This is a genomic window from Citrobacter amalonaticus Y19 (genome assembly GCF_000981805.1).
Classification (GTDB): domain Bacteria; phylum Pseudomonadota; class Gammaproteobacteria; order Enterobacterales; family Enterobacteriaceae; genus Citrobacter_A; species Citrobacter_A amalonaticus_C.
Map to the genome: position 1 here is coordinate 3,621,588 of NZ_CP011132.1, position 13,698 is coordinate 3,635,285.

The 13,698-nt window shown below is 47.5% G+C and carries 15 protein-coding genes and 3 pseudogenes; 15 read left to right on the top strand and 3 right to left on the bottom strand.

The genetic code is table 11. The features are described from left to right. Positions 1-258: 258 nt before the first annotated feature. Positions 259-411, bottom strand: a complete 153-nt coding sequence (locus tag F384_RS30815; RefSeq protein WP_413541471.1) for a SymE family type I addiction module toxin — start codon at positions 409-411, stop codon at positions 259-261. Here F384_RS30815 and F384_RS16590 point away from each other — a divergent pair. The 8 genes from F384_RS16590 (at position 397) to F384_RS16620 (ending at position 6,393) form a co-directional block, all read left to right on the top strand. Further along, positions 397-2,667 carry a hemagglutinin repeat-containing protein gene (locus F384_RS16590; RefSeq protein WP_052746950.1) on the top strand — a complete coding sequence of 757 codons (2,271 nt, stop codon included), beginning with the start codon at positions 397-399 and terminating at the stop codon, positions 2,665-2,667. The genes F384_RS30815 and F384_RS16590 overlap by 15 nt on opposite strands. Beyond that, positions 2,664-3,002, top strand: coding sequence for a hypothetical protein (locus tag F384_RS16595; RefSeq protein WP_046487290.1), 339 nt, complete (start codon positions 2,664-2,666; stop codon positions 3,000-3,002). The genes F384_RS16590 and F384_RS16595 overlap by 4 nt, the downstream gene beginning before the upstream one ends. Before the next feature lie 44 nt (positions 3,003-3,046). After that, positions 3,047-3,247: a VENN motif pre-toxin domain-containing protein gene (locus F384_RS30445; RefSeq protein ID WP_046487293.1), complete on the top strand. Its 201-nt coding sequence runs from the start codon at positions 3,047-3,049 to the stop codon at positions 3,245-3,247. Next, on the top strand, positions 3,199-3,543 hold the full coding sequence (locus tag F384_RS29095; RefSeq protein ID WP_155404014.1) for a polymorphic toxin type 24 domain-containing protein: 345 nt from the start codon (positions 3,199-3,201) through the stop codon (positions 3,541-3,543). Before F384_RS30445 ends, F384_RS29095 begins: the two co-directional genes overlap by 49 nt. Positions 3,544-3,655: 112 nt before the next feature. Next, entirely contained in the window at positions 3,656-4,144 is a 489-nt protein-coding gene (locus tag F384_RS16605) for a hypothetical protein (protein ID WP_046487295.1), read from the top strand. A 224-nt stretch (positions 4,145-4,368) separates the two neighbouring features. Beyond that, positions 4,369-4,599 carry a hypothetical protein gene (locus tag F384_RS16610; RefSeq protein WP_226991603.1) on the top strand — a complete coding sequence of 77 codons (231 nt, stop codon included), beginning with the start codon at positions 4,369-4,371 and terminating at the stop codon, positions 4,597-4,599. A gap of 691 nt (positions 4,600-5,290) precedes the next feature. Beyond that, positions 5,291-5,890 (top strand): hypothetical protein, encoded by a 600-nt coding sequence (locus F384_RS16615; RefSeq protein WP_046487300.1) that lies wholly within the window; start codon positions 5,291-5,293, stop codon positions 5,888-5,890. After that, a complete protein-coding gene (locus tag F384_RS16620; protein ID WP_226991604.1) occupies positions 5,887-6,393 on the top strand; it encodes a surface-adhesin E family protein in 507 nt (168 codons plus the stop codon). The genes F384_RS16615 and F384_RS16620 overlap by 4 nt, the downstream gene beginning before the upstream one ends. A gap of 616 nt (positions 6,394-7,009) precedes the next feature. Here the strand turns inward: F384_RS16620 and F384_RS16630 are convergent. Further along, positions 7,010-8,130, bottom strand: a protein-coding gene (locus F384_RS16630; protein WP_096147877.1) for an IS3-like element ISSen4 family transposase whose coding sequence is annotated in 2 segments (ribosomal slippage) — positions 7,010-7,872 and positions 7,872-8,130 — 1,122 coding nt in all. Because the reading frame shifts where the segments join, the coding sequence is not laid out codon by codon here. A 267-nt stretch (positions 8,131-8,397) separates the two neighbouring features. On the opposite strand from F384_RS16630, the pseudogene F384_RS30455 reads away from it, so the two are divergent. Beyond that, positions 8,398-8,526 (top strand): annotated as a pseudogene (locus tag F384_RS30455) (VENN motif pre-toxin domain-containing protein); the annotation flags it as partial. 240 nt (positions 8,527-8,766) lie between these two features. Continuing rightward, positions 8,767-9,028: pseudogene (locus F384_RS29960) on the top strand (transposase); the annotation flags it as partial. A gap of 244 nt (positions 9,029-9,272) precedes the next feature. Here the strand turns inward: F384_RS29960 and F384_RS16650 are convergent. Beyond that, the gene (locus F384_RS16650; RefSeq protein WP_046487307.1) at positions 9,273-9,866 is read right to left on the bottom strand and encodes a hypothetical protein; all 594 of its coding nucleotides are present in this window, start codon (positions 9,864-9,866) and stop codon (positions 9,273-9,275) included. A 117-nt stretch (positions 9,867-9,983) separates the two neighbouring features. On the opposite strand from F384_RS16650, the pseudogene F384_RS30460 reads away from it, so the two are divergent. From F384_RS30460 to F384_RS16670, 5 genes and pseudogenes are all read left to right on the top strand, one after another. Continuing rightward, positions 9,984-10,091: pseudogene (locus tag F384_RS30460) on the top strand (IS481 family transposase); the annotation flags it as partial. A 321-nt stretch (positions 10,092-10,412) separates the two neighbouring features. Further along, entirely contained in the window at positions 10,413-11,564 is a 1,152-nt protein-coding gene (locus F384_RS16655; RefSeq protein WP_046487310.1) for a lactonase family protein, read from the top strand. A 129-nt stretch (positions 11,565-11,693) separates the two neighbouring features. Next, positions 11,694-12,098, top strand: a complete 405-nt coding sequence (locus F384_RS16660) for a DUF4279 domain-containing protein (protein WP_046487311.1) — start codon at positions 11,694-11,696, stop codon at positions 12,096-12,098. Between the two features lie 390 nt (positions 12,099-12,488). Beyond that, positions 12,489-13,091: a DUF1819 family protein gene (locus F384_RS16665; RefSeq protein WP_080721708.1), complete on the top strand. Its 603-nt coding sequence runs from the start codon at positions 12,489-12,491 to the stop codon at positions 13,089-13,091. Then, the gene (locus tag F384_RS16670) at positions 13,088-13,690 is read left to right on the top strand and encodes a DUF1788 domain-containing protein (protein ID WP_046487313.1); all 603 of its coding nucleotides are present in this window, start codon (positions 13,088-13,090) and stop codon (positions 13,688-13,690) included. The genes F384_RS16665 and F384_RS16670 overlap by 4 nt, the downstream gene beginning before the upstream one ends. The last annotated feature ends 8 nt before the right edge of the window (positions 13,691-13,698 follow it).

The following is a 13,698-nucleotide window of genomic DNA, read 5'->3' on the forward strand; positions in this document are numbered from 1 at the left end:
GATTCTGGTGATGTGATTGTTGTGCCTGGTGATCTTCACCGGGGCGGTAGCGTGTTCAGGCGAAAAAATCGAGTCGGAGCAAAAAGTTGTCGCGCCGGAGGTACAGCAGGAAAAAACGACGGTAACTGACGGAAAGTACAGGGAAAAATCGTCTCCACCACCACAATGCACGTCAGAGAGAGCTGTTGTTGAGAATAACTCGCTGAGTGGTGATCGGGCCCGCGAAGCGGCAAAACAGGCTGCTGAATCCCTGAAAAATCAGGTCAGGGAAAAGTTGGGTAAGCCTTCGGCGCAGCCATACAGTTCGCGGGTGTTCTGGGTGGTGATAACGATGCAGTCCGGCATCACCCGGATCTTAATCGGCATCCCGTCGGTAAATCCCGCCAGCGCTACGCATTGCCACGCAAAAATATCGCGTTACGAGATGACCGGCCAGGTTCACAGAACGGTATCAGTATTGAGCTGGGCGCCTCACAGCAGAAGGATAAGGAAAACAGCCAGTCACAGAGCAACAGCAACAGCGTTATCCGTGCCGAAGAGCAACTGACCGTGAACAGCGGACGCGACACCACCCTGAAAGGGGCAGAGCTTGCAGGCAACCGTGTGGTGGTGAACACCGGGCGCGACCTGACCATCAGCAGCGTCCAGGATACCGCCTCTTACGACAGCAAACAGTCCTCATCCGGCGCGGGCCTGAGCCTGTGCGTTCCTCCGCTGTGCTATGGCGCGTCTTCCGGTAACGTCAACACCTCGGGCGAAAACATCACCCAGAGTGGTAAGAGCGTCACTGACCAGAGCGGTATTTATGCCGGAAAAGGCGGTTTTGATATCACGGTCGGAAACCACACCCAGCTTGATGGCGCGGTGATTGCGTCCACGGCAACGGACGACAAAAACAAACTGGATACGGGAACGCTTGGCTGGAGCGATATTCACAATGAGAGCAAAACCTCCGGTGACAGCTACACCGTGGCGATTTCGGGCAGTGCGGGCGGCAGCGGAAGTGGTGAAAACCGCAACGTGGCTCCGGCCATCGGTACCGGTCATGCAGAAGAGAGCAGCAGCGGCACCACGTCGTCAGCCATCAGTAACGGCACCCTCATCATCCGCGACAAGGATAACCAGACGCAGGATATTGCTGACCTGAGTCGTGACACCGACAACGCCCACCATGGTGTGGATGTAAACGGTGATGTACAGAAGGTGAAGGATAACCTGGCGGTACAGAGCGAAGGTGCGGCGCTGGCGACCTCTGTGCTGGATGTGTACGGTAAGTATGCGGAGCAGAAGGCGAAGGAATCCAACGCCGCACTGGAAGCCCGGCTGACTGCGGAAGGTAAAATGCAGGGTGAAACGGCACAGGAGCGGGAAGCGTTCCTGAAAACGCAGCCGGGTTACCAGAGTACCGATTACGGTCCGGGGAGTGAGTTCTGGACGAAGGGCAGCGCGGCGGCAGGACTACTGGCCGGTGCGCTCGGTGGCAACCTGAAAGCAGGCGCGGCAGCCGGTGCGGCTCCCCTGCTCGCCGAACTGGTCAGTAAACAGGATGACCCGACTCTCCGTGCAGTCCTGCACGGTATCGTGGCGGCAGCACTGACGCAGGCGAGTGGTGGCAGCGGCTCTGACGGTATGAAGGCCGGAGCCATTGGGGCCATCACGGCCTCAGCGATGACGGACCATCTGGTGAGCGCACTGTACGGTAAGGACGTCAGCCAACTCACCGCCGATGAAAAACGTCTGGTAAGCAGCCTGGTGACGATTGCGGGTGGACTTGCAGGAGCAGCGGTCACTGACGGCGATCTGTCGATGGCTGTTCTTGCGTCCAACACTGCGAAGGTGGAAGTTGAGAATAACTCGCTGAGTGGTGATCGGGCTCGCGAAGCTGCAAAACAGGCTGCTGAATCCCTGAAAAATCAGGTAAGAGACAAGCTGGGTGAAGGTACAACCTCTTCCATCGCGAACGGTATCATCAATGCCCTCGCAGATACTGGTGATGCTGCATTAGGCTCGGCGGACTACGCCGCTGATGCGGCTATGGCGCTGGCTTCCTGTGCTGTGGGTGACAGCTACTGCACTAAGGCCATGAGTGACCTGGCCGGGAAGAATCAAGCGATGGCAGATAATGTAGCTGCTCTGATGCAAAGTGAAACCTGGTCAGCGGTTGCGGATATGGTTAAACAGGCGGCTGGCGGAAATCAGGCGGCGCTGGAAGCCACTGGCGGAATGCTGGCGAGCATTATATTGCCGGGCAAGAAACTTTCGAATGTCAACGTAAATAGTGGGTATAAAATTTCCAATGGCGCTACCAAAATAATAGAGAAAGCGGACTTGGAACATCCAATCGTTCAGTCCCGTATCAATGTTCAGAATGGTAACTCAAAGCAAGGTTGGGAACACGTTGTTCAACGCCATTTCTCAGATAAAAATGCAAGTCAATTTACGATCAGTCAGTCTGAGGTCAAAAATATTCTACAAAGTAAGGAGGTTTCGAGCGTACCAATTAGTCGAGTGATTGAAAGCGCTGATGGACCACGCTACGAACGAGTTATCACCTTAGATAAAAGCATTGGCATTGATAAATTTAGTGGAAAACCAACGAATACTATGACCATCTTAACAGATGAAAAAGGTAATCTGATCACAACAACTCCGGGAAGGATAAAATGAAATTAATAAACTCCAGAACAGAAAATTTGATTCGAGAGAGATTACTAAAGTTTGAAAGCATCATTTTAAAAAATGATGCAATAAATGATTTACTAGCCCATCAATTTTCGCAGATTGATAGTGTTTACTGCCTGAATCAAGTGATCGAACAGGGCGAGGACATATACACACTACTCGTTAATAATCAATATATTATTGAGTTTGAACTATCAAGAATCGATGGTGTAATTAGCAAAATAAATATACAATCGTTGAACCAGTATAAAAAAGAAGTTAAAGACAAATCATCAAGATTAACACTTAGTATTGCAATGGATTTAAGTAATAAAACATAGGTACGTGCAGTCCTGAACGGTATTGTGGCAGCGGCTCTGACGGTATGAAGGCAGGGGCCATTGGAGCCATCAGCGCATCGGCGATGACGGACCATCTGGTGAGCGCACTGTACGGTAAGGATGTCAGCCAACTCACCGCCGATGAAAAACGTCTGGTGAGCAGTCTGGTGACGATTGCGGGTGGACTTCAGCGAAGGTGGAAGTTGAGAATAATTCCTTACGTGACAAGCTCAATCCGCCGATAAAAATTATTGACATCAATCAATTAGGGCCGAAGGTTCTTGATGAGAATGGTGATCCACTTGTAGGTGGCGGTGGGATTGGGAAATTAATACCAAGAAATGCTACGAACTTAAAAGGAGGACCTTTAGAAAGAGCAAGCCAGGTAAGTGGTAGATTCAGCATTGAAAATGGCCCAGTTAACGGAACCGTTTATCGTGCAGATAACAAAGGAAATATCACAAGTTATGCAACTTATGACGCAAACGGAATGATCATTAAAAGGGTCGATGTAACCGGGACTGCTCATGGTGGAATATAGATACCCCGCATGTTATAGAGTATGGCAGAAATATACTACCAAATGGACAGGTCAGGGTTCAGTCCCCACCATCCAAATCTCTCCCCAGACCTATAAGGCCGGATGAATTGCCATGAAAACAATAGCATTGATAGAACCGCCACATGACTTAAAAAAATATGAGGAATGGAAATCTCAGTGGTTGGATGTTGATTCCATTGGCATCGCTAATTACATCAGTGAATGTTGTCACCCAGAGGACTTTCTTATTTGCAGTCAATTATTAATACCTAGCTTTATTGAAGTTGAAAACAGCATTCTCATTAAAGAGAGATATCAGGAAGAAAACTTTCTTGCATGGAAGAAATATTTCTCTGGAGAGATGCCGAAAGTTGAAAAAATGTTAAACAACATTACTATGTATGATGTTTTTTTGCATACTGGAAACGATGTCTCAAATGTAATATTTGAGCAAATATGTAACATGATGAAGATTTCATGGGGATTGATTTTAAAAGAATTATTCCCATGCAGACAATTTATAATTGAAGTTTATTTATCTACACAAGATGATGGTCCTTCAATAACATTTTACCAAAAAAATGACATTGTGAATAATTAAAATTCAAACGATGGTGGTTAAAAACATGTACCTTGTTGCTAACATACGGCAAACTCACATTGATAGATCGGGATTCGCATTTCCGGGATTGATAGAAAAATATCGGTAGTTACAACGCAAAAAAGCTAAAGATTATGCTCAGGCTAATCGTGCTCAAAAGATGTTTGATGCGTTAGGGATCAAGAATATAGAGGTGAAAACTGTCAAAGAATAGCGAAATAAAATTGGCTAAGATTGTTGCAGATCTGGCTATCTTTTTAGAGTTTACTAATGAAGACTCGCTCGATCCTGATTTGGCTGTAGAAGCGATGGAACAGGTGGCTGCAGAACTTCAATTACTGGATGATAAGGACAAAGAGAATCTGACCGCTATATTTATTGATTTATCGCATGAGTATAAGGGGGAACAATCAGAATATGTCAAGGAATTACCAGAATTTTTAGGGTTGGTATAACTGAGAAATTGAATCTGTGTGAATATTATTTATTTGATTATAAAAAGGAGGCTCAGACAGTTAATTTCTTAGCCGTCTGAGTCTCTTGGCTGTCAACCTGCACCATCGCAGGCTTCTGAAGGGCGCAAGACATAACGCTGATTAGCATGGTTCATCCTCCTGAACTGTGCATAATCCTCTGCATTATGTTGAACAGCTGCAGGCAATTTATCAGGTAGGTGGGTTCTTCACCGTGGCGGTAGTGTGCTCGAGGCGAAAAAGGCACGTCGGGGCAAAAAGTTGTCGCACCGGAAGTACGGCAGATAAAAACGAAGATAACATACTGAAAGTAAAGTGAAAAATCAACTTCATCTCTGCAATCCACGTAGGAGAGAGTTGTTGCTGAGAATAATGGCCTGGTACATCTTCTAGTCGCGGTGGAAGTAAATAAGCCGGGAACAGTTGATTCCTGGACAAAAGAACAGCAGGTAGCGATCAAAGAAGTATATAGCGGGGGTACACCTGTATCATGTCAGACAGTAGTGACTGCAATGGGTAGTGCAACAGTCTGGCCATTTTTACCAGAGATTATGGTTTGTGGCAGAAATACAGTCAGAATATAGCGATTGCTGCCGATAAATAACATCGGACTTCTGTAAAACAGCCTACAGATAGTCGTTGAAAAGGTCATTTTTGCTTAAAGGGAAATTTTATGAAACTTTTATTACCCCTGGTGCTTCTGGTGAGCACGATGGGGATCGCACAAGCAGAGTCGCTGCCCGGAAGCCTGATGCACTGCGACAGTCGCTTCTTCTCTGAACTGTACAACCAACGGGCAGCTTTCAAGCAAGCCGCACCTATGACGACAGATAAAGCCCAGCACGCCTGGTATGCTTCAAAAGACGGTAGCGAAGCTACCTGGTTTGCCCACCCGGTTAAAGCTGGACAGTTGACGATTTCGGGCTACTGGCAACAAAAAAGCGACCTGGAAGAGATGGGGAAATATTATTTCTGGGGACTGATTTTTGATGAGTCGCCCGAAGCCGTGATGCAGGCTCTTTCTCAAGTTAACTGGCACAAAAATGATGACGTCTATATGACAAACCCGATGATTAAACTGTCTGGCACCGGTGACTGGCAGGTGAACTCAGGGGCCGCCAGTGGCATTGCGCCAGCGAAAGGCAGTGTAGAACGACTCGTATTGCTGGATGCATTTAACGGTAAATCCCGTTTGCTCTGCTCCGTTCAGGGGAACGTCACGGATGCCGATCTGCTACCGCTGCGCCCGGATCTGCAAGGAGCGGCAAAATGAAGCGTCTCCTCTTTTGCGTGACGCTGGCATTGCTGGCAGGTTGCACCAGCCAGAACAAATCTCAGGCGCCTCAATTTACACCTCAGCCCGCCGGGCTGGTGAAATTGCTGGAAGATGATACCGGCGGCACGTATGCCGACATGCGTACCGTTTCCAGTTACCAGGGTAATACGCAATTGCGCCGTTTTTATCTGATCAATAACTACATCGGCCCACGCCAAATGCAATCTAACCCGCCGGTTTATATTGCCAGCTCGTCAGTCATCAATGTCGTGAACTGTGAGACGAAACAGCGCGCACAGTTTGAACGTATCTACCTTTCTCAATACTGGGCGAAGGGAGATGTTATTGCGAAGCGTGCGCCAATTGGTCAGTGGGAGCCTTATCCGGAAGAGTCACTGCTTGGCATCATCGCCACCAGCGTCTGTCAGATTAAAGCCGCGACGTTAAAACCTGAACCACCCAGAGATACCCGTATCCCGCTTCTGGGGGATTTTAACTAAAACTTAGCGCTATCGCTGCGTATCGTAGCCATCCTGCATTACGCAGCGTAAATTATGACACCATACGGGGAACAAAGGACACAGAGGAAGAAAAGGATGAGATTGATTTTAAGGGATTTTTTCATCATAAATGGGACAGCTAAAATTGCGAGAATGCGGTATTTTATTTATAACTTGGTTATTCTCGTGATTGTATTCTCTCTGCCCTTTCTTCCGGAATTATTTAACGTCGAGTTCAACTTCAATTACTTCATATTCACAATGGCTTTCGTCGTCATTTTTTCTTTTATCTCCATCAACCTTTGCGCTAAAAGATTCAGAGATATAGGCATATCCACCCCCTATAATCTCGCCATTATTTACACATTTGTCGATCTTCTGTTTACCCTTAAATACAATAATTTTGCATGCGACGCTCTCTCGTACGCGGTGATGGCTTTAATTTGTATCATCCCCTCAGGATACATGAACAAAAGTACTGACTAAACCTCTCTTCTGGCTTGTGCTTTCAGCTTTTTCTAATTACCCGCATCATAAACTCGACTCTTCATGGACTCTGTGTAAGCTCGCGGGAAACTGTAACGTTGTGACCTGCCCCCACGATTAGATACAACACTCAGTTAGTAACGTCGGAATCTTCATTCTCAGAATGACCCTTTCTCCAGCCCGCTGCAAATTCAGACGGTGTCTGATAATTCAGCGTGGAGTGCGGGCGGCATTCGTTATAATCCTGCCGCCAGTCATTAATAATTTTCCTGGCATGAACGATATCGCTGAACCAGTGCTCATTCAAACATTCATCGCGAAATCGTCCGTTAAAGCTCTCAATAAATCCGTTCTGCGTTGGCTTGCCCGGCTGGATTAAGCGCAACTCAACACCATGCTCAAAGGCCCATTGATCCAGTGCACGGCAAGTGAACTCCGGCCCCTGGTCAGTTCTTATCGTCGCCGGATAGCCTCGAAACAGTGCAATGCTGTCCAGAATACGCGTGACCTGAACGCCTGAAATCCCAAAGGCAACAGTGACCGTCAGGCATTCCTTTGTGAAATCATCGACGCAGGTAAGACACTTGATCCTGCGACCGGTGGAAAGTGCGTCCATGACGAAATCCATCGACCAGGTCAGATTGGGCGCCGCCGGACGGAGCAGCGGCAGACGTTCTGTTGCCAGCCCTTTACGACGTCTTCTGCGTTTTACGCCCAGGCCACTGAGGTGATAAAGCCGGTACACGCGCTTATGATTAACATGAAGCCCTTCACGGCGCAGCAACTGCCAAATACGACGGTAGCCAAAACGCCTGCGCTCCAGTGCCAGCTCAGTGATGCGCCCTGATAAATGCGCATCAGCAGCCGGACGGTGAGCCTCATAGCGGCAGGTCGACAGGGATAAACCTGTAAGCCTGCAGGCACGACGTTGCGACAGACCGGTCGCATCACACATCAACATCACGGCTTCCCGCTTCTGGTCTGTCGTCAGTACTTTCGCCCAAGAGCCACCTGAAGCGCCTCTTTATCCAGCATGGCTTCGGCAAGCAGCTTCTTGAGTCTGGCGTTCTCTTCCTCAAGCGACTTCAGGCGCTTAACTTCAGGCACCTCCATACCGCCATACTTCTTACGCCAGATGTAAAACGTGGCATCGGAAATGGCATGCTTGCGGCAGAGTTCACGGGCGGGTACCCCAGCTTCGGCTTCGCGGAGAATACTGATGATCTGTTCGTCGGAAAAACGCTTCTTCATGGGGATGTCCTCATGTGGCTTATGAAGACATTACTAACATCGGGGTGTACTAATCAACGGGGAGCAGGTCAGTTGCGGCGATCTCGCATTGACGAGTTGGTGCCGATTGTGCTGACGTTTTCCGGCACGCAGGGACAGGCGATCAAAGAGGTCAGGACAAAATAAAAAGCGATTATGACTCTGTACAGGAGCAGAGCGGTATCTATGCCGGGAAAGGCGGCTTTGATGTCACCGTGGGAAATCATACCCAGTTAGATGGTGCAGTGATTGCATCCACCGCGACAGAAGACAAAAACTAACTGGATAGCCTCTGGGATTGCAAGTGGACTGGCGGGTAACAGCACAGAATCAGCAGGGACCGGTGCACAGACGGGTAAGAACGCAGCCGAAAATAACTCGCTCAGTGACTTAACCGAAGCCGCATCGCAGAGTAAGACACCTCGGCAAGTCACGAAAGAACGCGTTGAAGCAGAAAATGAGCGCTATAAGAAGGAAAACTGTGCCGGGATGAGCGCGGAAGCGTGCTCGGTGAAGACGTACACTCAGTGTCAGGAAGAACTGAAAGATATCCTGTCAACGGGCGCAGATTTTATGCCGGTGGTCGGGACCATCAAAAGCTGGCGTGTGCACCGGGAAAACCTCAACACGTTCTTCGGCTATCCACCGGATATCCGCAAAAGCTATCTACACCACGAATGCTATCGAATCGTTGAACAGTGTAATCCGTGCCGCGATTAAGAAACGCAAAGTGTTCCCGACCGGCGACTCGGTACGTAAGGTTATTTATCTGGCAATCAAGGACGCGTCAAAAAAATGGAGTATGCCGTTCCAGAACTGGCTGCTGGCAATGAGTCGTTTTATTATCGAGTTCGGTGACCGCCTGAGCGATCACCTTTAACGAGTGGGCAGTTACACAGAATTACGGACAGGCTCGATTAAGTTTAACATCTCCACCAATATCGGTTACCGTCCGTGTTCTTGCTCGCTATCTTTTTTCTGTTCTTTCGGGTAATCAACTTTTGATGCCATTATCCTGAATCCGGTTAAATGTGGTCCACAATTAATCCCGGCGATCTACCTATCTGCGGAGTTGTATTACCTGCGCCAGCATGACTGGCGCTAATTTCCTTCATGCCTCTCCGTTATTCCCCGGAAGATGATTTTTGATATACCTTTTTCCCCATCATACTAACCTCGTAATTACATTCACTTATATCCCATTCTGGCGCAGGTGTGTTTTTTCCGTCGGTAATATCCATTATCATAACCGGCTGTATATAATACCCACCAGTCAGAGTATAAGCCTCATATGAATGACCGGCTTTAGGGATAAAAGAACGATATGAAGAGTGAACCTGCTGACTATATGTACTCTGACTCGTGGTGCGGTATCCAATTTGAAGATATTGCTCTGATTGTATGCTATACTCCATAACATCTACCATTATTAATGGAGAGCCTTCTGGTGAAGATTTAATGCCTTCAACCTTTTTTGATTTTGTGGATTTGACACCAAGAATATTAACGCCGGTCACTAATGATTTAGAATCGACTTCCTGAAGACAATTTCCAACTTTCTTGAAAAATTTCAAAGACAAGGGGTCAACATTATTAGCAATTCTTATCTTCGCAGAGTCATTTCCTGCATAGTCAGAAAGTGGCGACAGTGAAATGACACAACCAGATAAAAGTAAAGAGCATGGTACTATGTATAGAGTTTTAGTTAGGTTTCGCATAAATAATTCCCTTATATGCATAATCGAGACCGGTTCTGGCATACAGTCTTGAAAGGTTCAGATTTACCGGTTTTGAGATGAGTTCGAATCCTTATATTAAATAATGAGAGAACTCTCATGTTTTATACTACCAATCCCATCATCAAACGCAAAGCCTGTTTGCCTAATCTGGCTGAAGAACTTACAAACGTATCCAGAGTCTGCCGAATCATTGGTTCTTCACGCTGGTACTGGCATAGCGACCGGCAACAGAATCTTCTGTTGGTCAATCCTCTTGAAATGAGACACTGATCAGCTTTGTCCATATCCGTTCCGCTTTGAAGTGGAAAACAATTGTCTACATACTTTTGTTTGTCAGCATTACTCTTAATTTCGAACATTATCGGATCAATATAAGTGATTAACGAAATGGTAATGAATGACACAGGTAACCAGTAAGTTCAACTTGCCAATACCATGTGATGACGGTGATGCCCACATTTCCCACCCTTTTAAGGAGTGGACTGAAAAGAAAAACAAGATCTGTCGATACCTCAAGGAGTTTATATGCTTTCTGCACGTTCTCTGCTTGTTGCTTCATTTTCTTTGCTCGCCACTGCCGCCGCAGCGCAAACACAGTTCGCCTGGGTGGGTACCTACAATCCTAATGGCGAAGGGCTATATCGTTTTTCAGTTGATCCACAAACTGGCGCACTCAGTGATAAAACGCTGGTCAGTACGTTGCCTAATGCCGCACAGCTTACCATCTCCGCAGACGGGAGGACGCTTTATGCTGCCAGTGAAGTTGAGAAAGGCGTCGTACAGGTATGGCGTATCAATGACAAAGGTGAACTAAGTGAGCTTAATCAGACAGCTTCTGGCGGTGCCGGACCTGTTTATCTTTCACTGACACCAGACGAGAAACACCTGTTGGTAGCGAACTATGTCAGTGGTTCGATTTCCGTATTGCCGGTTAAAGCGGATGGTAGTCTGGGTGAAGCAAGTGATAAATATCAGGATGAAGGTCCGGCTGGCGCAGAAAGGCCAGAGGGCGCCGTTGAAGGCAGTTTTGCCATCAGCGACCATAACGGTCCGCATGCTCATATGATTGCCGCAGACCCCAGCGGGAAATATGTTTATTCTACCGACCTGGGACTGGATCGCATCTATCAATACCGGTTTGACGCAACAAGCGGCAAACTCACGCCAAACAACCCGCCGTTTGTGTCTGCTTCTTCGGATGGTGCCGGCCCACGTCACTTTGTATTTACACCTAAAGGCGATGGACTGTGGCTGATTAACGAAGAGGCCTCCACGCTAACTTACTATCAGTTGAATACTGCCACTGGTACGTTGCGGGAGGGTAAAACAGTGTCAGCATTACCGGATGGCTATAAAGGCACAAGTTTTGCCGCTGGTCTGGTATTAAGCCAGGACGGGAAACAGTTGTATGTTGCCAACCGTTTGCACAACAGCATTGGCCACTTTACTGTGGCGGCTGACGGTGCACTGACACATCAGCAGGATATCTGGACGCGCGGCGACTATCCGCGCACCCTGACGCTTGATGCACAGGGCCGCTGGCTGTATGTGATGAACCAACGTAGCGACAATATTACTCGTTTTAGCGTATCGGCGAACGATGGCAAGTTAACCTTTGTGGAGGACTACACTGCGGTGGGTAGTCCATCACAAATGGTCATATCGTCAAAGCCATAAATCTCAGGGAGCAGATTTTTCTGGTTATTCATGCGAGATCGCGCATGAAGGAAGAATCCCCCTCCAGACTCACGTCTGGAGGGGGAATGCACTGTTGCAACTAGCGAATTTATCAAATAGGTGGATGTAATGGATAGAACAACTGTAATGGCGTATTTTTCTATCTATGGAGAAAAATTCGATACGGAGGATGTTACTATTCGCCTGGATATTTCTCCGACTGAAACCAAGGTGAAGGGAGTCATTCCTGAAGGAAAAAAACGGCCAAGTATTGAAACTAGTTGGAAAATTTGCACTAAGGAGGAGGTTTCATTAGATCTCAATGATCAACTTTATTATCTTGTTGATTTATTAGAGGACAAAGTAAAACTACTTTGTGACATTAAATCTTCACTGGATGTTAACTTTGTTTTCTCATTTATAGTGAAAATAGAAAATGGTGAGAAGCCAGCAATGCACTTTTCCTCAGATAGCTTGAATTTTATTAGTAGCATAGGAGCAGAGATCGATATAGACCTCTACATTTACAGCTAAACACACCATTTTTCGTGGGTTACCATATGATAGTGGTGCGGTAGACCAGTGTGCCACGGCAAAGTCGTAGCGTTTGTGGGCGTAAGCGGTTGTAAAAAAAGTAGATTGAACAACCGTGTTCATCACAACAGGTCACATCGGTGGCGTCAGCCCGGTGCCATTCGAAAAGACCTCGCCGTGTGGACAGAAACTGTCTACGGATGTGGGGTCAGTCAGTCCACAGAGCCTATTAACAAAAACAACTATGACAATGAGATATAAGTCCTCTTCTTTCGAGCCTTACCCCCTCACAAATTGCCTTTTCTCATGGCATCCGGCCCCTTCCCCCATTACAATCATCGTTTGTTTTTTTACGAGCTGCATAGCAGTCTTCAGAGGGTAGATATGACGATGAAAAACGACAAGGCATGGATTGGAGACCTGCTAGGCGGGCCGCTGATGAGCAGGGAAAGTCGAATCATCGCTGAGCTCATGCTTACCGCTCCCAATGAACAAACCTGGCAAGAGCAGATCGTGGGTCATAACATTCTCCAAGCTTCCTCTGCCAATACGGCGAAGCGCTATGCCACAACGATAAAACTACGCCTGAATACGCTTGATAAAGCGGCGTGGTCACTTATTGCGGATGGGAGTGAACGCGAGCGTCAGCAATTGCTGTTTGTAGCCTTGGTACTCCATTCACCGGTTGTTAAAGACTTCCTGGCTGAAGTGGTAAACGACCTGCGTAGACAGTTTAAAGAAAAGCTCCCTATGGATAGCTGGGATGAGTTTGTAACCAGCCATCTTCGCCAGCAGCCCGTACTCACCAGTTACTCAGATTCATCCATCAAAAAAATGGGTAACAACCTGGTCAAAGCGCTGGCTGAAGCGGGTTATCTGGATACGCCGCGCCGACGCAATCTACAGTCAGTCTTTCTTTTACCAGAAACCCAGGCAACCTTGCAGCGCCTCGGGCAACAAGAATTGGTTTCTATTCTGGAGGGGCAACGGTGATCGATCCCGTGCTTGAATACCGCCTGTCACAGGTTCAGAGCCGCATTAGCGAAGAGCGCTTTCTCAAAAACAACGGCTCAGGTAATGAGATTGGGTTCTGGATTTTTGATTATCCTGCTCAGAATGAGCTACAGGTACGTGAACACCTGAAGTATCTGTTGCGTAATCTGGAAAAAGACCACAAGTTCGTGCATCTCAATATCTTCCAGATCATTATCGACATGCTCACTGAACGTGGCCTATTAGAGCGCGTCTGTCAGCAGGAAGTTAAAATAGGTACAGAATCACTGAAGAAACAACTCGTTGGCTTATTGAATCAGAAAAAGATCGCGGATTACATAGCAAAAAAAGTCGATCTTCAGAATCAAGAATTTGTCATCCTGACAGGCATGGGTAATGCCTGGCCGCTGGTTCGTGGCCATGAGCTGATGAGCGCCTTGCAGGACGTGATGGGTTTTACCCCTCTGTTGATGTTTTATCCAGGAACCTATAGCGGACACGATCTCTCCCCATTGGCGGGCATTGATTCCCGAAATTATTATCGCGCCTTCAGGCTGGTACCCGAAAGCGGGCCTGCGGCGACATTGAATCCTCGTTAAAGAGCACA

Bases quoted from the DNA above. Each gene is read 5' to 3' on its own strand.
- F384_RS16595 (WP_046487290.1), top strand. From the start codon at position 2,664: ATGAAATTAATAAACTCCAGAACAGAAAATTTGATTCGAGAGAGATTA.
- F384_RS30445 (WP_046487293.1), top strand. From the start codon at position 3,047: ATGAAGGCAGGGGCCATTGGAGCCATCAGCGCATCGGCGATGACGGAC.
- F384_RS16605 (WP_046487295.1), top strand. From the start codon at position 3,656: ATGAAAACAATAGCATTGATAGAACCGCCACATGACTTAAAAAAATAT.
- F384_RS16615 (WP_046487300.1), top strand. From the start codon at position 5,291: ATGAAACTTTTATTACCCCTGGTGCTTCTGGTGAGCACGATGGGGATC.
- F384_RS16620 (WP_226991604.1), top strand. From the start codon at position 5,887: ATGAAGCGTCTCCTCTTTTGCGTGACGCTGGCATTGCTGGCAGGTTGC.
- F384_RS16650 (WP_046487307.1), bottom strand. From the start codon at position 9,866: ATGCGAAACCTAACTAAAACTCTATACATAGTACCATGCTCTTTACTT.
- F384_RS16655 (WP_046487310.1), top strand. From the start codon at position 10,413: ATGCTTTCTGCACGTTCTCTGCTTGTTGCTTCATTTTCTTTGCTCGCC.
- F384_RS16660 (WP_046487311.1), top strand. From the start codon at position 11,694: ATGGATAGAACAACTGTAATGGCGTATTTTTCTATCTATGGAGAAAAA.
- F384_RS16665 (WP_080721708.1), top strand. From the start codon at position 12,489: ATGAAAAACGACAAGGCATGGATTGGAGACCTGCTAGGCGGGCCGCTG.